We start from the raw sequence: 21004 nt of genomic DNA, 5'->3' as shown, positions 1-21004 counted from the left end.
GCTGGGAGAAAGTATTCTCCCAGCCCCTCATCTATTTCTTTTAGTTAACTAATAAAAATAGAGGAGGGTGCGGGAGGATACTTCCTCCCGTGCTTTCTTCTCCAGACAGGAGACCCCCATGGACCTCCGCTTCACCGATGCCGAGATCGCCTTCCGCCAGGAAGTCCGCGACTTCATCGCCCGCGAATTGCCCGCCGAGACGCGGGCGCGCATGGTCGCCGGCCGCAGCCCCACCAAGGCCCAGGTGGTCGAGTGGCAGCAGAAGCTGAACGCCCGCGGCTGGGCCGCACCGGAATGGCCGAAGGAGGCCGGCGGCCCCGGCTGGACGTTGGCGCAGCGCTACATCTTCCGCGAGGAGCTGCAGCAGGCCCCGGCCCCCTCCCCGCTCGGCTTCAACATCAACATGTGCGGCCCGGTCATCATCGAATTCGGCACCGAGGAACAAAAGAAGAAGTTCCTGCCGCGGATGCTGAACCTCGACGATTGGTGGTGCCAGGGCTTTTCCGAGCCGGGCGCCGGCTCCGACCTCGCGGGGCTGAAGACTCGCGCGGTGAAGGAGGGCGACCACTGGGTGGTCAATGGCCAGAAGACCTGGACCACCCTCGCCCAGCACGCCGACTGGATCTTCCTGCTGGTCCGCACCGACCCGGCGGCGAAGAAGCAGGAGGGCATCTCCTTCCTGCTCTGCGACATGAAGACGCCGGGGATCACCGTCCGCCCGATCATCACCATCGAGGGCGGGCACGAGGTCAACGAGGTCTTCTTCGACGACGTGAAGATCCCGCTGGAGAACCTGGTCGGCCAGGAGAACCGCGGCTGGGACTGCGCCAAGTTCCTGCTCGGCAACGAGCGCTTCGGCCAGGCCCGGGTCGGTGCGAGCCGTGAGCGCATCCGCCGCCTGAAGCTGATCGCCCAGGAGAGCATGGACGGCGGCGAGCCGCTGATGAACGACCCGGACTTCCGCCGCAAGGTGACGGAGATCGAGGTCGAGCTGAAGGCGCTGGAGATGACCGTCATGCGCGTCATCGCCACCGAGACCAAGCGCAAGGACAAGAAGCCGGACCCCGCCACTTCCGTGCTCAAGATCAAGGGCACCGAGATCCAGCAGATGTGTTCCGAGCTGCTGATGAAGGCGGCCGGCCCCTATGCCTGGGTCGATGGCGACCCGGATGAGGAAGGCGCCACCAACGACGTGGACGTGGCCCCCGATTGGGCCCTCGGCCTCGCCGGCGTCTACTTCAACTGGCGCAAGCAGAGCATCTACGGTGGATCGAACGAGATCCAGCGCAACATCATGGCCAAAGCATTCCTGGGGCTCTGAGACACATGGACTTCGACCTGACGGAAGAGCAGCGGCTCCTCCAGGACAGCGTGGCGCGCCTGCTCGGCGACAAGTACGGGTTCGAGCAGCGCAAGGCCTACATGAAGACCCCCGACGGCTGGAGCCGGGAGATCTGGGCGCAGTATGCCGAGCTCGGCCTGCTGGGCCTGCCCTTTGCCGAGGATGAGGGCGGCTTCGGCGGCGGCCCGGTGGAGACCCTGCTGGTCGCCGAGCAACTCGGCCGCGCCATCACCCTCGAGCCCTGGCTGAGCACGGTGGTGATCGGCGGCGGCTTCCTCCGCAACGGCGCCTCTGCCGAGCTGCGCGGCGAGCTGGTGCCGCAGGTGGCGGCCGGGGAGCTGCTGCTGGCCTTCGCCCAGGTCGAGCGGCAGTCCCGCTACGACCTGTACGACGTGCAGACCACGGCGAGGAAGGACGGGGACAGCTACGTCATCACCGGCCGCAAGGGCTACGTGGTGCATGGCGACAGCGCGGATACGCTGATCGTCACCGCCCGCACCGCCGGCGGCGCGCGGGACAGGAAGGGCGTCGGCGTCTTCCTGGTGGATGCCAAGGACCCCGGCGTGCAGCGCCGCGGCTACCGCACGGTGGATGGCCAGCGGGCGGCGGAGATCGAGTTCTCCGGCGCGCGGGCGACCGCGGTGCTGGGCAACCCGGAGGACGGGCTGCCGCTGGTCGACCAGGTGGTGGACGAGACCATCGCGGCGCTCGCCGGCGAGGCGGTTGGCGCCATGCAGGTCGCCCATGACATGACCATCGACTACATGAAGACGCGCCAGCAGTTCGGCCGTCCCATCGCCTCCTTCCAGGCGCTGCAGCACCGCGCGGCGGATATGCTGGTGGCGCTGGAGCAGGCGCGGTCGATGTCCTACTTCGCGGCGATCTCGGCCGAGGAGCGCAACCCGGCCGAGCGGCGGAAGGCCATGGCCGCGGTGAAGGTGCAGATCGGCCGCTCGCAGCGCTTCGTCGGGCAGCAGAGCATACAGCTGCATGGCGGCATCGCCATGACCATCGAGTATGCCTGCGGCCACTATTTCAAGCGGCTGACGGTGAACGACAGCATGTTCGGCGATGCCGATCATTATGTCCGCTTCCTGGCCGATACCGGCGGGCTGGTCGCGGCCTGAGTGCCGTCTCCGGACGAGGCCGCGGCCTCGTCCGGGACAGGGCAAATTCCGTTTGCACAATAACGGCTGGTGGGCTTCCATGCGGCCTTCGCAGTTGCAGCGACACCGGGGGCTGGCATGACGGAACGGGCGATCGGGCGCCGCCATATTCTGGCGGGCGCTGGCATGGCATTGGCGGCGCCGCGCATCGGCCATGCCCAGGCGGCTGGCCCCATCCGCATCGGCGAGATCAACAGCTACACCGCCCAGCCGGCCTTCCTGCAGCCCTATCGCAATGCCTGGACCCTGGCGCAGGAACAGGTGAATGCCGCCGGCGGGATCAACGGCCGGCCGATCGAGACGGTGTTCCGCGACGATGCCGGACGGCCCGAGGATGCGGTGCGCCTCGCCGGGGAGCTGGTGAATGCGGAGAAGGTGAGCCTGCTGGCGGGCGGCTTCCTGTCCAACGTCGGGCTGGCGCTCGGCGACTTCGCCAACCAGAACAAGAAGCTGTTCGTGGCGAGTGAGCCGCTGACCGATGCCCTGGTCTGGTCGCGCGGCAACCGCTACACCTTCCGGCTGCGGGCCAGCACCTACATGCAATCCGCCATGCTGGTGGAGGAGGCCGCCAAGCTGCCCGCCAAGCGCTGGGCGACGGTCGCGCCGAACTACGAATACGGCCAGTCGGCCGTCCGCTGGTTCAAGGAACTGTTGCTCAAGGCCAAGCCGGACGTCACCTTCGTCGCGGAGCAATTCCCGGCGCTCGGCCGGATCGATGCCGGGGCCACGGTGCAGGCGTTGGCGGCGGCCAATCCGGAGGCGATCTTCAACGTCACCTTCGGCGCGGATCTCACCAATTTCGTCCGCCAGGGATCGACCCGCGGGCTGTTCGAGAAGCGCCGCGTCGTCTCCCTGCTGACCGGCGAGCCGGAATACCTGGATCCGCTGGGCGACGAGGCGCCGGAGGGCTGGATCGTCACCGGCTATCCCTGGGACCAGATCGACACCCCGGCGCATAACCCCTTCCGCGATGCCTATCGGCGCCGCTGGAACGACTATCCCCGTCTCGGCAGCGTGGTCGGCTACGACACGGTGATGGCGATCGCGGCGCTGCTGAAGAAATCACCCTCGCTGGAGACGGAGCCGCTGGTCGATGCCATGGCCGGGTTGCAATTCCAGTCCGTGCTCGGGCCGGTGGAGTTCCGCGCGCTGGACCACCAGTCCACCATGGGCGCCTTCGTCGGCCGCACCGTGCTGAAGAACGGCAAGGGCGCCATGGCGGAGTGGCGTTATGCCGACGGCAAGGATTACCTGCCGGCGGATGAGGTGGTGCGGACGCTGCGGCCCCAGGCCTGACTTGGAGAACCTGGTCCTCCAGGCCCTCAGCGGCCTGGCGAGCGCCTCCTCGCTCTTCCTCGTGGCCTCCGGGCTGACCGTGATCTTCGGGGTCAGCCGCGTCGTCAACTTCGCCCATGGCTCGCTCTACATGCTGGGCGCCTATCTCGCCTGGACCCTGGTGACCACCCTGCCGCGCGGGCATCTCGGCTTCTGGGGCGGGGTGCTCGGCGCCGCCGTGCTGGTCGGGCTGATCGGGCTGGTGGTCGAGGTGCTGCTGCTGCGGCGCATCTACCGCGCGCCGGAGCTGTTCCAGCTGCTGGCGACCTTCGGCGTGGTGCTGATCGTGCAGGACCTCGCGCTGCTGACCTGGGGGGCGCAGGACCTGCTGGGGCCGCGGGCGCCGGGGCTGCGCGGCAGCACCGAGATCCTCGGGCTGCGCTTCCCGCTCTACGAGTTGTTCCTGATCGGCGTCGGGCCGGTGGTGCTCGGCCTGCTCTGGCTGCTGTTCCACCGGACCCGCTGGGGGACGCTGGTGCGGGCGGCGACGCAGGATCGGGAGATGGTCGGCGCGCTCGGCGTCAACCAGCGGATGCTCTTCACCAGCGTCTTCTTCCTCGGCAGCCTGCTGGCGGGGCTCGGCGGCGCGCTGCAGCTGCCGCGGGAGAGCGTGAACCTGCACATGGACCTCTCGATCATCACCGAGGCCTTCGTGGTGGTGGTGGTCGGCGGGCTCGGCAGCCTCTCGGGCGCGGCGCTGGCGGCGCTGCTGATCGGGGAGTTGCATGCCTTCGGCATCCTGATCGTGCCGAAGATCACCCTGGTGCTGGTCTTCCTGGTGATGGCGGTGGTGCTGGTGGTGCGGCCGCATGGGCTGCTCGGCAAGCCGGAGGCGGCGGCGCGCGGCGGCCAGGGCAGTGCCGAGCCATTGGTCGGGCCGGCGCCGCCCGCGCTGAAATGGGCGGCGCTGGCGGCGGCGCTGCTGGCGGTGGCGGTGCCGCCCTTCCTCGGCGACTACGGGATCAGCGTGCTGACGGAGATGGCGGTCTTCGTGCTGTTCGCCGCCAGCCTGCACCTCATCATGGGGCCGGGCGGCATGGCGAGCTTCGGGCATGCGGCCTATTTCGGGCTGGGGGCCTATGGGGCGGCGCTGGCGGCGCAATGGCTCGGGGCGCCGATGCTGGCGGGGCTGGCGATGGCGCCGCTGCTTGCCGGCATCTTCGGGCTGGTCTTCGGCTTCTTCTGCGTCCGGCTCTCGGGCGTCTATTCGGCGATGCTGACGCTCGCCTTCGCGCAGATCGCCTGGTCGGTGGCCTTCCAGTGGGTGGAGGTGACGGGGGGCGACAACGGCATCCTGGGCGTCTGGCCGGATGCCTGGGCGGCGTCCAAGCTGGTGTATTACTACCTCGCGCTGGGGCTCTGCGTCGGCGCCACCCTGCTGCTGCGGCGGGTGGTGCATGCGCCCTTCGGCTATGCCTTGCGGGCGCAGCGGGACAGCAGCCTGCGGGCCGAGGCGATCGGCATCGATGCCTTCCGCATCCGCTGGCTGGGCTTCGGCCTGGCGGCCGCGGCGGCCGGTGTGGCGGGCGGGCTGTTCGCCTACGGCAAGGGCAGCGTCTTCCCGACCTACATGGGCATCCCGCGCAGCGTCGATGCGCTGCTGATGGTGCTGCTGGGCGGGGTGCAGACGCTCAGCGGGCCGATCGTCGGGGCGCTGGCCTTCACCGGGCTGCAGGAGCAGCTGGTGCGGCTGACCGATCTCTGGCGGCTGGTACTGGGCTGCGTCATCGTCGCCCTGGTGCTGTTCTTCCCGCAGGGGCTGGCCGGTGCCGCCCGGGCCCGCTGGGAGGCATCGCGTGGCGACGCTTGAGGTCGAGGGGCTGGCGAAAAGCTTCGGTGGCGTGCGGGCCGTGCAGGGCGTCTCCTTCGCGGTGCAGCCGGGCGAGATGCTGGCGCTGATCGGCCCGAACGGCGCCGGGAAGTCCACCTGCTTCAACATGCTGAACGGCCAGTTGCGGCCGGATGCCGGGGTGGTGCGGCTGCTCGGCAGGCCGATCACCGGGCTGGCGCCGCGGGCGGTCTGGCGGCTCGGCGTCGGGCGGACCTTCCAGATCACCGCCACCTTCGGCTCCATGACCGTGCTGGAGAATGTGCAGATGGCGCTGCTGTCGCACCGACGGCGGCTCGGCGGGCTGTGGCGGCCGGTGGCGGGGATGGATGCGGCGCCGGCGCGGGCGCTGCTGGAGCGCCTCGGGATGGCCGAGCAGGCGGCGCGGCCCTGCGGCATCCTCGCCTATGGCGACCTGAAGCGGGTCGAACTCGCCATCGCCCTCGCCAACGACCCGAAGCTGCTGCTGATGGACGAGCCGACCGCCGGGATGGCGCCGCAGGAACGCGTCGCGCTGATGGCGCTGACCGCCGCCATCGCGCGGGAGAGCGGCATCGCGGTACTCTTCACCGAGCATGACATGGACGTGGTCTTCGCCCATGCCGACCGCATCCTGGTGCTGGACCGCGGCGCGCTGATCGCCGAGGGGGCGCCGGCCGCGGTGCGGGCGGACCCGCGGGTGCGGGAGGTCTATCTCGGCTCCGGCGCGGTGACGGGGGCGCATTAGATGCTGAGCGTCTCGGGCCTCTCGGCGCATTACGGCCGGGCGCATATCCTCGACGGCGTGGCGCTGGAGGTGGCGGCGGGCGAGGTCGTGGTGCTGCTCGGGCGCAACGGCGCGGGCAAGTCGACCACCATGAAGGCGATCATGGGCATCGTCCCGTCGAGCGGCGGGCAGGTCCGCTTCGCCGGCGCCGAGATCGCCGGGCGGGAGCCCTTCGAGATCGCCCGCCTCGGCCTCGGCTACGTGCCGGAGGAACGGCGGATCTTCACCGAGTTGACGGTGATGGAGAACCTCGAGGTCGGGCGGCGGCCGGCCGGGCCGGGGCAGCAGGCCTGGACGCCGGAGCGGCTCTTCGCGCTCTTCCCCAGCCTCGGCGCCATGCGGGACCGGCCGGGCGGGCGGATGAGCGGCGGCGAGCAGCAGATGCTGACCATCGCCCGGACCCTGATGGGCAATCCGAAACTCGTCCTGCTCGATGAGCCGAGCGAAGGCCTGGCGCCGGTCATCATCGAGCGCATGGCCGAGGCGATCGGCCGGCTGAAGGCGGAGGGGCTGGCGATCCTGCTCTCGGAGCAGAACCTGCACTTCGCCCAGTTGGTCAGCGACCGGGCGACCATCATCGAGAAGGGGCGGATCCGCTGGAGCGGGACCATTCCCGCGCTGATGGCGGCGGCGGCGGTGCGGGAGCAGTACCTGTCCGTCTAGCGGAGTTGTTGCGGGCCCCGAACCAGCGCGGTAGAGGGGCATGGCCCGGGTTGCCTGCGGCAGACGCGTGCCTTGGGGCCGCGGAGGACGCAAGCTCGGGCCAGAGCCAAGCCCAAAGCTTTGCAAGGACCCGGCTTGCCCCGCCAATCCCGCAGCTTCCGTGTCCTCGCCCCCTACCTGTCGCTGACGGTGCTGGTGATCGGCGCCCTGGTCGCCAGCTTCGCCGTCATCAGCCAGCGCGCCGCGCGGCAGGCGGAAGCGGAAGCGGTGCGGATGACCCAGGCGGTGGCGACCGGGCTCAGCGACCAGCTCACCCGCGCGCTGCAGGGCGTCGACCTGCTGATGCTGGATATCGCCAGCCGCCGCCGCGCCGGCATGGATCGGCCGCTGACGCCGGAGCTGCTGGCCCTGGCGGCGGATATGCCGCAGCTGCGGGCCCTGATGCTGGTCGATCCCGCGGGCAAGGTCGTCGCCGCCAGCGTGACCGAACTGGTAGGGCGCCAGGTGGAGCGGCAGCTCGACCTAGCGGCGCTGCTGGGGCGGCCCAGCCTGCCCTGGCTCGGCCGCCCGGTCGCCGGGCGCTGGCTGGACCAGGGGGATGTGCCCTTCGCCGAGGCGGGGATCTGGTCCATTCCCCTCGCCCGCGCCATCCGTGGCGGCGGCGGGCAGCCCATGGGCGCGGTGGTGGCGCTGCTGAACCCGGACTACCTCGCCAATATCGGCCAGCGCCCGGCCGCGGCCTTCGGCGTCGAGGTGCGCTTCCACACCTTCGACGGCACGCTGGTGGCGCGTTCCGACAATGGGGCGGGCGGCGGCCTCGGCGGGATCGGGGTGCGGCGGGAGGCGAGCTGGATGTTCCAGGGCCGGCTGCCGCAGCGCGAGACCGCCTCCTTCAGCGGGATCGACGAGGATGGCGCGGCGGTGACCGCCAGCCTCGCCGTCACCCAGGCGGTGCCGCTGGTGGTCGAGGTGGTGCAGCCGCAGGCGGTGGTGCAGGCGGCGGCGCAGGAGCAGGACCTGGTGCTGGTGAGCAGCAGCGGCATCGTCGCCGTCATCACCATCGCCTCCGTGGTGCTGCTGCTGCGCGAACGCCAGCGGCTGGCGGCGAAGGAGCGCGAGGCGCGGGTGGCGACCCAGGCCAAGGACAGCTTCATGGCGGCGATGAGCCATGAGATCCGCACCCCGATGAACGGGGTGATCGGCACCGCCGACCTGCTGCTCGATACCCGGCTGAGCCCGCTGCAGCGGCGCTATGCCGAGACGATGCAGAGCTCCGCCGCGCATCTGATGACGGTGCTGAACGACATCCTGGATTTCTCCAAGCTGGAGGCGGGGGAGGTCGAACGCGAGGAGGCGGCCTTCCTGGTGGAGGACGAGGTCGCCACCATCGTCGGGTTGTTCGCCGCCCGGGCGCTGGAGAAGGGGATCGAGATCATCTGCGTGCTGACGCCGGGGCTGCCGCCGCGGGTGCGCGGCGATGCCCGGCGGTTCCGCCAGATCCTGTTCAACCTGGTCGGCAATGCGGTAAAATTCACCGATGCCGGCTGGGTCCGCATCGCCCTGGCCGCGGTCCGGCACGAGGGGGATGCGGTGACCCTGGTGGCGACGGTGAGCGATACCGGGATCGGCTTCGACCCGGACAAGCTGCCCTACCTCTTCGAGCCCTTCACCCAGGAGGATGCCTCGATCGGCCGGCGATACGGCGGGACCGGGCTGGGGCTCGCCATCTCCCGCCGCCTCGCCACCGCGCTGGGCGGGGAGATCGAGGCGGAGCCGCGGCCGGGCGGCGGCAGCGTCTTCCGGGTGAAGATCGCGGTGACGGCGCTGCCGCCGCCGCCGCCGGCCGCCGAGGCGGTGGCGCTGGCCGGGCGGCGGGTGCTGGTCGTCGCGCGGCCGGGGCCGGTGCGGGATGCGCTGGAGGGGCAGCTGGCCCGGCTGGCGCTGCGGCCGGCGATGGCCGCGGACCGCGCCACGGCCCTGGCAGCGCTGGCCGAGGGCGGCTTCGACCTCGCCATCGTCGACGAGCAGCCGGCCGGCGAGGAGCCGGGAATCGCGGTGGCGGAGGCCCTGCAGGCGAGCCCGCTGAGCGGCGGGGGCCATGGGGGAGCCAATAGGGAAGCCCGTCTGCGGCTGGTGCTGGCGACGGCGGGGAACCAGCAGCTCGAGGCACGGCGGGGATTGTTCGATGCCATCCTGCTGAAGCCGTCGCTGCCGGCGCGGCTGGTCGAGGCGGCGGCGCATGCTCTGCGGCTGCGGGAGGGACCGGCGGCGGCGCCGGCGGAGCCGGAGGCGGCGGCCGCGCCGCTGCCGCCGCTGCAGGTCCTCATCGTCGAGGACAATCCGGTGAACCAGTTCGTGCTGCGCAAGATGCTGGAGCGCGCCGGGGTGGTGGTGGAGGTGGCGAGCGACGGCGAGGAGGCGCTGTCCTGCGCCGCCGCCCGGGGCTTCGACACCATCCTGATGGATGTGCAGATGCCGAGGCTGGACGGGCTGGAGGCGACGCGGCGGCTGCGGGCGGCACCGGGGCCGAACCGGGCGACCCGCATCATCGGCCTGACCGCCGCGGTGGGCGCCGAGTTCGAGCGGCGCTGCCTGCAGGCCGGGATGGACGACTACCTGCCCAAGCCGATCCAGCGGGCGACCCTGATGAAGGCCCTCAACCTGGCGAGCTAGACCCTGGCCGGCTAGGCCGGGTCAGCGGCCCTGCCCGCCGGCCATCACCGCCAGGGTGCGCCAGGCGACGCCGAGGTCGGTGGCGATCCAGCCGGCGAGGCTGGCGCAGCGCAGCGCATAGGCATGGTCCCAGGCCACCTTGCGGCGGACATCCTCGATGGTCGCGTCATAGCCCTGGTGGACCTGGGCCAGGCCGGTGATGCCGGGGCGGAGCCCGGCGGTGCGGTCGGCGAAGAAGGGCACCGCGGCATCCAGCCGGCCGTAGAAGCCGGGGCGTTCCGGCCGCGGGCCGACGATCGACATGTCGCCGCGCAGCACGTTGATGAGTTGCGGGATCTCGTCCAGCCGGGTCTTGCGCAGGAAGCGGCCGACGCGGGTGACGCGGGGGTCGCCGGCCGTCGCCCAGACGGCGCCGGTGCCGGCCTCGGCATCCTGCCGCATGGAGCGGAACTTCAGCATCTCGAAGAGCACCACCCGGTCGGCCAGGGCGCGGCCGACCCGGCGCTGGCGGAAGATGACCGGGCCGGGGCTGTCCAGCCGGATCGCCAGGGCGATGAGCGGCCAGGCCGGCAGGGTGAGCAGCAGGGCGAGGCCGGCGACGAGGATATCGGCGGCGCGTTTCGGCAGGCTGACCTGCGGCGGCAGGGTGGCGGGCATCGGGGGATTCTCCTGCAACGGCGTCGATGGCGGTCAGGCGGCGCGGCGCCAGGGCTGCCGGGCGGGGAAGAGCAAGTGGCGGACCACGCCGGCGCCGCTCGCGGCATGGCCGGCGAGCGCATAGCCGCAGGCAGCGAGCAGCCGGGGCGCCCGGACGCCGAGGCCGAGGCCGAGCAGCGCCAGGCCGATGCCGCCTGCCTCGCCGAGAGCGAGGAGCGCGAAGACGCCCGAGCCGGGCGCCAGCGCCAGCGCGCCGCCGAAGGCCAGCAGCAGCAGCGCCGGCATGAGGACGCGCAGCGCCTTGCCGGAAGCGAAGGCCAGCGCCACGCCGCCATGCCGCGGATGCAGCAGCGGCAGCAGCCGCGCCAGTTGCTGCGCGTTGCCGGCGGCGATGCGGCGGCGGCGGCGGGTATCGGTGGCGCGGTCGCTGCCCTCGGCCTCCCGCACCGCGATCGTGGTGTCGTAGGCGAGGCGCCAGCCGCGCAGCAGCATGCCCATCGGCAGGATGAAGTCGTCGTTGATGGTATCGGCCGGCAGCGGGGCGAAGGCGGCGCGGCGGCAGGCCCAGAAGGCGCCGTGCATCCCGAGCGGGGCGCCCAGCGCCGCCTCCCCCCGCTTCACCGCGCGCTGATAGGCCCAGTAGCCGGCCTCCCCGGCGGCGCCCGCGGCATCCAGCAGATAGGTGCCGCCGACCGCGCCGAGGCACGGGTCGGCGAAATGCGCCGCCGCCCGGCGCAGCGCATCGGCCGGCAGCAGGGCGGAGACATCGGTGAGGGCGACGATGGGGGCGCCGAGCCCGGCGATGGTGGCGTTCAGCACCGCCACCTTGCCGCGGTTGACGGGATGGTCGCGGACCTCGGCGCGCAGCGCGGCGCAGCCGGGCTCGGCCAGCGTCGCGCGGGCGATGGCGGCGGTCGCGTCGGTGCAGCCGTCGCAGGCGAGGATGACGGTCAGGCGGTCCGCCGGATAGTCGAGCGCGGCGAGGTTGCGCAGCTTGGCGACGACCTGGGCGGCCTCGTTATGGGCCGGCATGACCAGGGCGATGGCGGGCAGCGCAGCGTCCGGCAGCGGCGGCGGCACCACGGCCGGGGCGCGGCGGGCGGCGGCGCGCAGCAGCAGCGGCCAGCCGAGGTGGTGCCAGCCGACGAGGGCGGTGGCGGCGAGGGTGAGGCCGGGCAGCAGGCTCATGCGGCGGCTCCGAAGGCGAGGTCGAGATAGGCGCGGGCGGCGGCAGCGAGGCTGCCCTGGCGCAGGACGAAGGGGCGCGGGTCGGCGCCGGGGCCGGCCAGGGCGACGGCGAGCGCGGCGGCCAAGGCGGCGGGATCCTCGGGCGGGACCAGCCGGCCGCTGTCCGGGCAGAGCGCGGAGGCGACGCCGCCGACCCGGGCGGCGACCACCGGCACGCCGCAGGCCTGGGCCTCCAGCGGGGCCAGCGGCAGCCCCTCGGCGCGGGAGGGAAGGCAGAGCAGGTCGAGCGCCGGGTAGAAGCCGGCCATGTCGTCCAGCAGGCCGAGGAAGCGGACCCGCCCGGCGATGCCCAGCGCCGCCGCCTGGGCCTGCAGCGCGGCGGCCTCGCCGCCGGTGCCGGCGATGGCCAGCAGCGCCGTGCCGGGCAGCCGCGCCGTGTTCGTCAGCAGAGCCAGGGCCTCGAGGGCGATATCGATGCCCTTCACCCGTTCCAGCCGAGCGGCGATGCCGATGACGGGACCCGCGGCCGGCAGGCCGAGGCGCTGCCGGGCCGCGGTCCGGTCCGCCGGGGCGAAGTGCGCGGTATCGACGCCGTTCAGCACCACCCGCGGCCGGGCGCCGCCCAGCGCCCGCTGCGCCGCGATTGCGACATCCGGCGCATCGGCGGCCAGCCACGGCCGGGCCAGGGCCAGGGCGGCACGGGCCAGCCGGGCGCGGCGCGGCACGGCGAGGTGCCAAGCGTCGTGCTCGGTATGCAGCCGGGCGGGGACGCCGGCCAGCCGGGCGGCCGGGCCGGCATAGAGCAGCGGGCCGATGTGGTGGGTATGGACGCAGGCCGGGCGCATCCGCCGGAACAGCCGGGCGAGGCGCAGCGGCAGCGCCGCATCCGGCCCGGGGCGCTTGCCGAGGAAGATCAGCCGGCCGGCCTCCGCCGCCAGCCGCGGCCAATGGGCGATGGCCGAGGCCGCATCGCCTTCCAGGCTGAGCACCAGGGCGCCGCCGGGATGGGCCGATTGGGCGCGGGCCAGTTCCAGGGCCATCACCTCCAGCCCGCCGGGCGCGAGGTGCTGCACGACATGGATGATCGGGCCACGGATGATCGAACCTGGGGGCATGCGGGGCAGCTCCTTGCGCTGCCCCTGCCCTTCACGCCGCGTGCCGCCCCGGCTCGCTCCCTGCGAGGCCGCCTGCGAGGGTCAGCCGGCGAGGGTCATCTGGCGAGGCTCAGGCGGCGCGCGGGAAGCGGGCGAGGACGGGGGCGCCGCTCAGCGTCTCGGTCTCGCGGATGCGGCGCAGGGTGCCGTCCAGCAGGTCCAGCAGGATGGCGAGGCCGAGGCCGAGCACCAGCCCGGCGGCGATGCCGGCCAGGGCGAAGAGCATGGTCATCGGCTTGGTCGGCGCCGTCGGCTCGTAGGGGCGGTCGATGATCTTGATCCGCTCCGGCGCCTGCTGCCGCGCGAGGTCGGCGGTGACCCGGGCGCGCTCGAAGCGGGTGCGGAGCTGCTGGGTCAGCTCGGCCTTCACCGCCGCCTCCCGCTCGAGGCCCTTCAGCTCCCGCTCGACCTCGCCGGAGCCGGCGATATGCGCCTCCAGCTCCTGCGTCGCGGCGCGGATATTGGCGGTCTCGCCGCGCAGCTGGGCGAGCCGGGCGCGGCCGGCCTCGAGCGCCGCGACCTGGGAGACCAGCAGCGGCTGCGACCCCTCCCCCCGCTGGGCGGCGACGGCGGCGAAATTCCACAGGCTGGCGGTGTCGAAGACGCTGGCCTGGCCGGCGCGGGCGAGCAGCGCGGCGCGCTCGGCCTCCAGCCGTTCCAGCCGGTTCTGCGCGCCCTGCACCCGGCTATGCGCATCGGTGTAGCGGGCGCGGAGGGCGGAAAGCTCCGCCAGGGCGGCGACCACGTCCTGCTCCACCCGGCCGACCACCGGGTCCGTGGTCAGCAGCCGCTCGGCGACCGCCGCCACCTCGCGCTCCGCCCCGGCCAGCCTCACCTCGCGCTCGGCAAGCTGTTCCCGGAGCTGGGCGAGGCGGAGCAGGTTGGCCGAGCGCAGTTCGGGAAGCTGCGCCGCATGGCGGGCGCGGAAGCCGGCCAGCGCCGTCTCGGCCGCATCGAGCGCGGCCTGGGACTGGCCAAGCTGCTGTTCGAGGAAGGCGACGCTGTCGCGCAGCGAGCTGTCCTCCGGCCCGCGCACCCGCTCGATGAAGCGTTCGCCGATGCGGCCGAGGATGCGGTCCATCCCCTCCGGCCGGCGGGCGCGGTAGCGCAGCTCCACCATCTCCTGGCCGATCAGCAGGACGGAGACATCGGCGGCGAGCGCGCCGACCGCGCGGGACTGGTCGCCCTCGCTGGCGCCGGGGCCGACCATGCCGAGGTCCTCGGCGACCGGCAGCAGGACGTGGCGGCTGGTGAGGAGGGCGCGCAGCCCGTCCATCCGGTCCTTCAGGTTGCTGCGGACCGAGAGGTCCTCGAGGAAGGGATTGAAGCGCCCCGGCTCCTGCACGAGGATGCTCATCCGGGTGTCGTAGGACAGCGGCACGAGCGAGCCGATGGCGCCACCGAGCACCGGCAGCAGCAGCAGCGGCAGGGCGATGACGTAGCGGCGGCGCCAGGCGGCGGCCAGCAGCGCATGCGCCAGCTCGGCGAAGGGCGGCGGGGTGGCGGCGGCGGCGCTCATCGGCCGAGGCTCCCCTCAGGCAGCAGCACGATCTCGCCGGCGGCGGCGCCGGGTTCGAAGCGCAATTCCACGTCCGGCAGGCGCGGCTCCAGCAGCCTTGCCACGGCGACGGCGCGGCGCTGGCCGAGCAGGGCATCGCCGCTGGACGCGGCCTCGGCCCGGTGTGCCACTACCAGCACGCGCGGGCCGCCGGCGGCGCGGCCGGCGAAGGCCTCGATCGCCGCGCGCTGGGCGGCATCGGGCTGCACCGCGTCGGGGGTGAAGCGCAGGACCAGCGGCTCGGCCGCCCTGGGGGAGGCGGGCGCCGGGGCGGGGGCGGCCGGCGTGGCGGCGACGCCGCGGGCGCGGGACAGCATCTCCGCCACCGAGACGCGGCCGGAGGGGCCGCCCGGAGCACCACCCGGCTCGGCCAGCAGCGCCGCCCGTTCCGCCGGGGGCAGGGCCGCCATCGGGTCGCGCGTGGCGCAGCCGGCGGCGAGCAGCGCCGGCAGCAGGGACGCGACCAGGATGGCATGGGGCTGGCGGGGCATGGCGGTCTCCGTGCGGCGGCCCGGGCAAGGTGGCGGCCGCGCCCTGCCCCAGTCAAACGTCATGCCAGGAGCCTCTCGCAGGCTGCGGGTCAGCGCGCGAGGGCGGTGATGGCGTCGCGCCAGCGCCCCGGCTGGCCGGGCGGCAGGGCGGCGGCGGCGACCCAGCGCTCCGGCACCTCCCGCCGCAGCCGGGCCAGCAGGGCGGCGGCCTTAGGCCGCTCCGCGGCGGCAGCGGCCTCCAGCCAGGCAAGCCAACGCAGGTCCTCGGCCGCCTCCGCCAGCTCCAGCAGCTCGGCGTCGAGGTCGGGCGGGGCGCAGACCTCGGCCATGGGCCAGAGGAATTGCACATCCCCTTCCCGCCCGTCGGTCGGGTCGAAGGCATCGGCGGTGGGCATCCGGGCATGCCATTGCAGCAGCCCGTCGGCGCCGCTGCGCCAAAGGTGGAAGCCGCCGCCGAGCCGGAGCCGGGGCATGTTGTAGAGCCAGGGCGCGCTGCCGGCCCGCCGCAGCCGGGCGATATCCGCCGCATCGGCGCCGAAGCGCGGGTTGACGGTGACCAGGGCGAGCAATGGCAGCAGCGCCGCATCCTCCGGGTCGTTCAGATGGCCGGCGAGCGCCACCTTGCTGCCGGCCTCGCGTAAAGCGAGGGCCAGGGCGCGGGCGGTGCCGGTGGTGCCGCTGCCGCTCGGCTCATCCGCCAGGGTCCAGACCGGGGCGGGCAGGCCGCGCGCCGCGGCGGCCGCCTCCGCCCGGACCACCGCCTGGGCCGCCCCGGCCGGGCCGAGCGCATCGCGCAGCCGGCGCAGCGGCGCATAGGCGAGGATGGGCGCCGGGAAGCGGGCCGTGGCGGCGCCGAGGTCGGCGAGGAAATCCGCCAGCCCGGCGGCATCCGCGGGCGTCGCCAGCGGCGGGGCGATGGCGGTCAGGCCGAGGCCCGCCAGGGATTCCAGGTCGCAGCCGGCCTGGCGCCGGGCCTGGGGCGCGGTCTCCGGCAGGGTGGCGAGATGCGGCGTCCAGTCCAGCCAGACGCCGACCCGGGCGCGCGGCGCCGGGCGCCGGACCGGCAGCACCTCGACGGTGGCCAGGGCCTCCACGGCGTCGCGGCCGGGGCTGGCGAGGCGCAGGCGCAGGCGATGGCGGCCGGGTGGGGCCTCCGGCGGAATGGTGACCAGCGCCAGCAGGGGCCGGGGCAGGCCATCGGCCAGGGTGAGCGCGGCCGCATCGGCCCGCAGATGCGCGGCCGAGAGGACCAGCCCCGGCGTCTCCGGTGCCGGCCGCCGCCAGCGCCACTGGCCCCAGAGCAGGCGCGTGGGCAACGGCCCGCCATCCCAGGGGCCGTCCCAGGCCAGGTCTGGCTCCAGGGGCATCGGACCGGGGCCGCTCGCCTCGAAACGCAGCAGGGCGAGGCCGCCGGGCGCGGCGGCGACGGGGGCATCCGGCCCGGTGAGGGTCAGGGCCGGCGGCCGGGCGGCGGCGGGCCGCGCCAGCACCGGCCAGTCCTCGGCGAAGCGGGCGGCGCGCAGGGCCTCCACCAGGGCGGCGCCGCGCGGCGGGACCTCGGCGGGTTCGGCGAGGATGGCGGCCAGATGCGTCGCCGCCTGCGGATGGCCGGCGAGCTGGACCACCAGCCCCTCGGCGCCGATGGTGACGATGCCGCCGACCCGGCCGCCGCGGCGGGCGCCGAGGCTCTCGAAGGGCGGCTCGGCGCCGGTCGGCTCGGCGGCCTGGCCGGCCAGGTAGCGCTGCCGGACCCAGTCCTCGGCCGAGCGGCGGAATTGCAGCAGGTCCTGGCCATTCACCCGGATGCGGTGCTCGACCAGCGGCGGCAGGGTCTCCCACTCGCCGGGATCCTCGGTCCAGAGGGTGATGCGCCAGGCGCCGGGCGGCAGCGGCGTGGCGAAGCGGGTGATGCCGGCCATGCCGCGGGCCAGCAGCGCATCGCCGCCGGGCCGCCGCACCGGGCGGGGCCGCTGGGTCCCGGGGCCGGACAGGCGCGGATCGGCGGCGGCGATGGCCTCGAAGCCGGCCAGCGGGGCGGCGCCCTCGGGTGCGAAGGACCAGCCGCGCAGGCCGGGGGGCAGCGCGGGCGGCGCCTCGATCACCAGCGAGTCGAGGGCGATGCCGGCGGCATCGGGGACGAAGGCGATGGCCTGGCGCAGGCGGACAAGGTCCGGCGCGCGGCCACGCGGCGTGGCCAGCAGGGCGAGGCGCAGCCGCAGGGTGAAGGGGCCGGGCGGCACCAGGCGCTCGGCATTGACGCGGTCAGCATAGGCCGGGGCCGGCGCATCGTCGATCCGCAGCACCAGCAGCGCGGGCGCATCGGTGCGGTTGACGCCGCGCAGCACCAGCTCCGCCAGCGGCGGCAGCGGCCGGGACAGCAGGTCGAGCCGCAGCTCGGCGGCTTGCGCCAAGCTCAGGGCCAAGCCGGGGGTGACGAGGGCGAGCAGCAGGCGGAGGAGGCGGGCGGTCATGCGGCCAATCCGGCGATGAGGCGGGCGGCGGTGGCGGCGCGGGCGGCCCAGCTTTCACCGACGACGGCGGCGCGGCGGGCGGCGACGGCGGCCGCATCCTCCCGCCGGCCGGCTTCCAGCGCGGCGGCGAAGCCGGCCGGGGTTCCGGCGACCGCGACATGGGCGCGATAGGGCGTCAGGGCGGGGAAGTCGGTCGTCACGATGGGCCGGCCGGCGGCGAGGTATTCCCGCAGCTTCAGCGGGTTGCAGGCGCGGATCTGCGGCGTGTCGCGGAAGGGGATGATCCCGGCGGCCCAGTGCTGGGCATAGCCCGGCAGCGCCGCATGCGGCCGGGCGCCGGTGCGGATGATATTGGGGATGCCGGTCAGCGCGCCGAGGTCGGTCTGCGTCGGGCCCACCAGCAGGAAGCGCCAATGCGGCAGCAGCCGGGCGGTGGCGGCGATCAGCTCCAGGTCCAGCCAGGGCGCCAGCCCGCCGTAGAAGCCGGCGACGGGTCCATCCATCGGCAGATCCGGGGCGCGGGGCGCGGGGCTGGAGAAGAGCGCGGCATCCACCCCATGCGGCAGCAGGTGGGTCTTCGCCGGGTCGAATTTCGCCGCCAGCGCCGGGCTGGCGGCGAGGATCAGCCCGGCGCGATCGGCCAGCTCGGCCTCCATCGCCAGGGCCGCGGCATGGTCCACCCCGGCCAGGGCGCCGAAGTCGTCGCCGCAGTAATAGACCACGGCGGCCTCCCCCAGCGCGCCCAGGGCCTGGACGGCGGAGGGGAGCGAGGCCCAGACCACCGGCCGGCGCAACCCGGCCGCGGCCGGGCGCAGCGCGCGGCCGATCAGCGCCCGGTTCGCCGCCCGGCCGAGCCGGCCCTGCGCCATCGGCAGCGCCAGCGGCTGCAGCACCGGGAAGGGCGCCTGCGGGCCGGGGCGCGGCCGCGGCCCCGCCAGCGCGGCGCGGGCCTTGCGCCAGGCACGGCCGAGGTCCGCCGCATCCAGCCGGGGCCGCCGCAGGCCGATGGAATTCACCCAGAGCACCTGCCGGTCCGCCGCCAGGTGCCGCACCAGGTGCTGGGTCGAGGAAGGATGGCCGCCCCAGTCCTCGCCGAAGACGATCAGGTCGGCGGTCATGGCGCTAGGCCCCGCACCGCCAGATGTCGGACCACCCGGGCCGGGGCGCCGGCGGCGACCACGCCCGGCGGCAGGTCCCGCGTCACCACGCTGCCGGCGCCGACCACGGTGCCGCGGCCGATCCGCACGCCGGCCAGCACGATGACCCCGGTGCCGAGCCAGACGTCGTCCTCCAGCACGATGTCGCCCGCCTGGTCCGTGGTGCAGGGCCGGCCCTCGGCGCGGGCCGCGGCCTCCATCGGGTGGCCGGGATAGCCGGCGAGGAAGACCCGCCCGGCCAGCCGGACGTTGTTGCCGAGGCTGACCCTGGTGCCGACGGCGATGGTGTTCTGCCAGCCGATGTCGCAGTTGTCGCCGACCTCCAGCACGGGGTCGGCGCTGGCGGGGCGGCCGCTGAGGGTGGCGACGCCGGAAAGCCGGACGTCGCGGCCGAGGCGGATGCGGAGGCGCCCCAGCACCAGCGGCATCCCGCCCTCGAGCCGCAGCCCGGGCGCCGGGGTTTCCACCTGGGTGAGGAAGAGCGGGGTCCACCAACAGGCCCGGGCCAGCCAGGCGAAGCCGGCGCGGCCGGCGGCCAGCCCCTGGCGGAGCGGGCCATGGATCGCCCGGATGCTCGGCAGGCGGGCGGCGCGCAGGCCGAGGACGGTGCGGCGGGCGATGCGGGCGACAGGGCCCTCGCCCCGCTTCACCCAGGCCCGGAGGTCGGGGCCGATGGTCATGGCGCTGCTCGTGTCGCTCGTCATGTCCCCGGTCATTCCACCGTCACCGACTTGGCGAGGTTGCGCGGCCGGTCCACGTCCCGGCCGAGCAGCAGGGCGGCATGGACGGCGATGAGCTGGAGGGCGACGGCGGCGGCGAAGGGGGCCTCGGCCTCGCCGGCGCCGGGCAGCACCACCACCTCGTCGGCGGCCTCGGCCACGGCGGCGGCGCCGGCGGCATCGGTCAGCGCCACCACCCAGGCGCCGCGGGCCCGCACCGCGCTCATGTTCGCCAGCAGCCTGCCCAGGCCGGGACCGCCGGGGGCGATGGCGACCACCGGCGTGCCTTCGCGGATCAGCGCGATGGGGCCGTGCTTCAGCTCGCCGGCGGCGAGACCCTCGGCCCGGAGATAGGACAGCTCCTTCAGCTTCAGCGCCGCCTCGGCGGCGAGGAAGGCGCCGGGGCCGCGGCCGATGAAAAGCGCCTCGCTCTCCCGCACCAGGCGCTGGGCGATGCGGATGCAGGCGGGTTCCGCGGCGGCGGCCGCGGCGGTGACGCCGGGGGCGGCGGCGATGGCGGCGCGCAGCGCGGCGCCCTGCGCCGGGGCCAGGGTGCCGCGCGCCTCGCCGAGGCGGAGGCCGAGGATGGTCAGCGCCATGAGCTGGGCGGTGAAGCTCTTCGTGGCGGCGACGCCGATTTCCTGCCCGGCGGCGGTCGGCCAGAGCATGTCGGCGGCCCGGCCAATGGCGCTTTCGGGCACGTTGACCACGCCGATGACGGGGCAGCCGGCGGCGCGCAGCCGGTCGAGCGTGGCGAAGGTATCGGCGGTCTCGCCGGACTGGGAGACCAGCAGCGCGGCGGTGCCGGGAGCCGGGGCCACCGGGCGGTCGCGGTATTCGGAGGCGACCTCGAGGTCGACCGGCAGGCCGGTCGCCTGCTCGATGGCCGCCCGGGCGGTGCCGGCGGCGAGCAGGGAGGAGCCGCAGGCGACGACGACCAGCCGGCTGGCCCGCAGCAGGCCCGCCGGCAGGGCGCGGCCGGCGAGCGCGGCGATGGTGGCGCGCAGGGCCTCGGGCTGCTCGGCGATCTCGCAGCGGGTATCGGTGCGGAAGGCGCGGTCGCCGCCGGCGGCGCGGCCGGCCATGACGGCCTGCCAGTGGCGGTCGCCCTGCGCTTCGGTCCGCATCGCCTCGGCGTCGAGCGCCAGCACCTCGCCCTCCGCCACCGCGGCATAGCGCAGCGGCAGGCCGGCGAGGGCGGCGGGGTCGGAGGCGACGGCGCGCATCCCGGCGCCCTCGGCGAGCACCAGCGGGCTGCCGCGGCGGGCGACGAAGAGCTGGCCGGGCGCTTCGCGCACCAGGGCGGCGATGGCGAAGCTGCCGTCCAGCCGGCCGCAGACCCGGGCCAGCGCCTCGCGCGGGGCGGCGCCCTCGGCCAGGGCCTCGGCGAGGAGATGCGGGATCACCTCGCTGTCGGTTTCGGAGGCGAAGGCATGGCCGCGGGCGGCGAGGCCGGCGCGGAGCGCGGCGTGGTTCTCGATGATGCCGTTGTGGACCACGGCGACATTGGCGAAGGCGTGCGGATGCGCGTTGCGCAGCTCCGCCCGGCCATGCGTGGCCCAGCGGGTATGGCCGATGCCGGCGCGGCCGGCGGGCGCCGCAGCATCGATGGCGGGGGACAGGTCGCGGGCGCGGCCGATGGCCTTGTGCAGGAAGATCTCCTGCCCGGTCAGCGCGACGCCGGCGCTGTCGTAGCCGCGGTATTCGAGGCGGCCGAGGGCGGCGACGAGATCGGCCGCCACGGGTTTCCTGCCGACCAGACCGACGATGCCGCACATGGATGGATGCTCCTGAGCAAGGGTTCAGGGCTTCCAGGGCATCGGCCGTGCCAGCGGA

The 21004-nt window shown here is 74.3% G+C and carries 16 protein-coding genes; 7 read left to right on the top strand and 9 right to left on the bottom strand.

Going from position 1 to position 21004, the window contains the following annotated elements; all coding sequences use genetic code 11:
• Positions 1-118 precede the first annotated feature (118 nt).
• From AC0IW9_RS11740 to AC0IW9_RS11710, 7 genes are all read left to right on the top strand, one after another.
• Positions 119-1321 carry an acyl-CoA dehydrogenase family protein gene (locus AC0IW9_RS11740; RefSeq protein ID WP_471648430.1) on the top strand — a complete coding sequence of 401 codons (1203 nt, stop codon included), beginning with the start codon at positions 119-121 and terminating at the stop codon, positions 1319-1321.
• Between the two features lie 5 nt (positions 1322-1326).
• Positions 1327-2469, top strand: coding sequence for an acyl-CoA dehydrogenase family protein (locus AC0IW9_RS11735; RefSeq protein ID WP_471648429.1), 1143 nt, complete (start codon positions 1327-1329; stop codon positions 2467-2469).
• Positions 2470-2586: 117 nt separating this feature from the next.
• Positions 2587-3804, top strand: a complete 1218-nt coding sequence (locus tag AC0IW9_RS11730) for an ABC transporter substrate-binding protein (protein WP_471648428.1) — start codon at positions 2587-2589, stop codon at positions 3802-3804.
• A gap of 1 nt (position 3805) precedes the next feature.
• Positions 3806-5653 carry an ABC transporter permease gene (locus AC0IW9_RS11725; protein WP_471648427.1) on the top strand — a complete coding sequence of 616 codons (1848 nt, stop codon included), beginning with the start codon at positions 3806-3808 and terminating at the stop codon, positions 5651-5653.
• Positions 5640-6398 carry an ABC transporter ATP-binding protein gene (locus AC0IW9_RS11720; protein ID WP_471648426.1) on the top strand — a complete coding sequence of 253 codons (759 nt, stop codon included), beginning with the start codon at positions 5640-5642 and terminating at the stop codon, positions 6396-6398. Before AC0IW9_RS11725 ends, AC0IW9_RS11720 begins: the two co-directional genes overlap by 14 nt.
• A complete protein-coding gene (locus AC0IW9_RS11715; protein WP_471648425.1) occupies positions 6399-7100 on the top strand; it encodes an ABC transporter ATP-binding protein in 702 nt (233 codons plus the stop codon).
• Between the two features lie 135 nt (positions 7101-7235).
• A complete protein-coding gene (locus tag AC0IW9_RS11710; protein ID WP_471648424.1) occupies positions 7236-9773 on the top strand; it encodes a hybrid sensor histidine kinase/response regulator in 2538 nt (845 codons plus the stop codon).
• 21 nt (positions 9774-9794) lie between these two features.
• On the opposite strand, the gene AC0IW9_RS11705 is transcribed toward AC0IW9_RS11710, so the two are convergent.
• The 9 genes from AC0IW9_RS11705 to glmS all read right to left on the bottom strand — a co-directional run bounded on the left by AC0IW9_RS11705 (position 9795) and on the right by glmS (position 20946).
• Positions 9795-10430 carry a sugar transferase gene (locus AC0IW9_RS11705; RefSeq protein ID WP_471648423.1) on the bottom strand — a complete coding sequence of 212 codons (636 nt, stop codon included), beginning with the start codon at positions 10428-10430 and terminating at the stop codon, positions 9795-9797.
• Positions 10431-10463: 33 nt separating this feature from the next.
• Positions 10464-11618, bottom strand: coding sequence for a glycosyltransferase (locus AC0IW9_RS11700; RefSeq protein WP_471648422.1), 1155 nt, complete (start codon positions 11616-11618; stop codon positions 10464-10466).
• On the bottom strand, positions 11615-12733 hold the full coding sequence (locus tag AC0IW9_RS11695) for a glycosyltransferase (protein ID WP_471648421.1): 1119 nt from the start codon (positions 12731-12733) through the stop codon (positions 11615-11617). Before AC0IW9_RS11695 ends, AC0IW9_RS11700 begins: the two co-directional genes overlap by 4 nt.
• 109 nt (positions 12734-12842) lie before the next feature.
• The gene (locus AC0IW9_RS11690; RefSeq protein ID WP_471648420.1) at positions 12843-14291 is read right to left on the bottom strand and encodes a GumC family protein; all 1449 of its coding nucleotides are present in this window, start codon (positions 14289-14291) and stop codon (positions 12843-12845) included.
• Positions 14288-14821, bottom strand: a complete 534-nt coding sequence (locus tag AC0IW9_RS11685) for a hypothetical protein (protein WP_471648419.1) — start codon at positions 14819-14821, stop codon at positions 14288-14290. Before AC0IW9_RS11685 ends, AC0IW9_RS11690 begins: the two co-directional genes overlap by 4 nt.
• An 89-nt stretch (positions 14822-14910) precedes the next feature.
• The gene (locus AC0IW9_RS11680; protein ID WP_471648418.1) at positions 14911-17292 is read right to left on the bottom strand and encodes a hypothetical protein; all 2382 of its coding nucleotides are present in this window, start codon (positions 17290-17292) and stop codon (positions 14911-14913) included.
• The gene (locus AC0IW9_RS11675) at positions 17289-18410 is read right to left on the bottom strand and encodes a glycosyltransferase (RefSeq protein ID WP_471648417.1); all 1122 of its coding nucleotides are present in this window, start codon (positions 18408-18410) and stop codon (positions 17289-17291) included. Before AC0IW9_RS11675 ends, AC0IW9_RS11680 begins: the two co-directional genes overlap by 4 nt.
• Entirely contained in the window at positions 18407-19153 is a 747-nt protein-coding gene (locus tag AC0IW9_RS11670; RefSeq protein WP_471648416.1) for an acyltransferase, read from the bottom strand. Before AC0IW9_RS11670 ends, AC0IW9_RS11675 begins: the two co-directional genes overlap by 4 nt.
• Before the next feature lie 8 nt (positions 19154-19161).
• Positions 19162-20946, bottom strand: coding sequence for a glutamine--fructose-6-phosphate transaminase (isomerizing) (glmS, locus tag AC0IW9_RS11665; protein WP_471648415.1), 1785 nt, complete (start codon positions 20944-20946; stop codon positions 19162-19164).
• Positions 20947-21004 lie beyond the last annotated feature (58 nt).

It is taken from the genome of Belnapia sp. AC561 (genome assembly GCF_979252845.1).
The sequence above is the reverse complement of the archived record's forward strand: the minus strand, read 5'-3'. Positions and strand labels throughout refer to the sequence as shown.